This window comes from Vogesella perlucida (genome assembly GCF_979366545.1).
This window is the reverse complement of record NZ_CEETRO010000028.1, coordinates 1-1,065: the sequence shown is the minus strand read 5'-3', so window position 1 is coordinate 1,065 and position 1,065 is coordinate 1. Positions and strand designations below refer to the sequence as shown.

The 1,065-nt window shown below is 67.4% G+C and carries 1 protein-coding gene; it reads left to right on the top strand.

The genetic code is table 11. From position 1 onward, the window contains the following. Positions 1 to 1,065: Ig-like domain-containing protein (locus tag ACZ9XP_RS17720; protein WP_465188940.1), on the top strand; the 1,065-nt coding region annotated here is incomplete at both ends.

The window sequence follows — 1,065 nt, the reverse complement described above, 5'->3', positions numbered from 1 at the left end:
GGCACCTGGAGCGTCACCCCGACGCAGCCGCTGCCAGAAGGGGCGGCCAACATTCCGGTGGTCGCCACCGACCCGGCCGGCAACACCACCAACGCCAGCGTACCGGTCACCATCGACAGCGGTGTGCCTAACGGCGGCAATGCGCCGACCGTTACCATCGCCGAAGACACCAACAACGACGGCTACATCAACGCCAGCGAAGCCCAGGGTCCGGTCGACCTCAAAGTGGCGTTCGACCCGAGCAAAGTCGAGGTCGGAGACACCGTCAAAGTCACCGTAGGTGGCAGCACGCAAGACATCGTGGTCAGCGCCACCGACAAAGCCAACGGCTTCGTCACCGCCACCACGCCATTGCCAGCCGATGGCAGCACACTGGACGTCAGCGCCGTCATCGTCGACGCCGCCGGCAACAGCAGCGCGCCCGGCAGCGACAGCGCCATCGTCGACCTGACCGCACCGGCCCTCACCGCCAAACTCGATCCGGCCAGCGACAGCGGTACGCCAGGCGACGGCATTACCAACGACACCACGCCGACCATCAGCGGCACCGGCAATGCCGGTGACAGCATCAAAGTCACCACCCCGACCGGCGAAGAACTCACCACCACCGTCAACCCGGATGGCACCTGGAGCGTCACCCCGACGCAGCCGCTGCCAGAAGGGGCGGCCAACATCCCGGTGGTCGCCACCGACCCGGCCGGCAACACCACCAGCGCCAGCGTACCGGTCACCATCGACACCACCGGCCCGGCCCTCACCGCCAAGCTCGACCCGGCTAGCGACAGCGGTACGCCAGGCGACGGCATCACCAACGACACCACGCCGACCATCATTGGTACCGGCAATGCTGGCGACAGCATCAAAGTCACCACCCCGACTGGCGAAGTGCTCACCACCACGGTGAAACCGGACGGCACCTGGAGCGTCACCCCGACGCAGCCGCTGCCAGAAGGTGCGGCCAACCTGCCGGTGGTCGCCACCGACCCGGCCGGCAACACCACTAACGCTAGCGTGCCGGTCACCATTGATACCACCGGCCCGGCCCTCACCGCCAAACTCGACCCG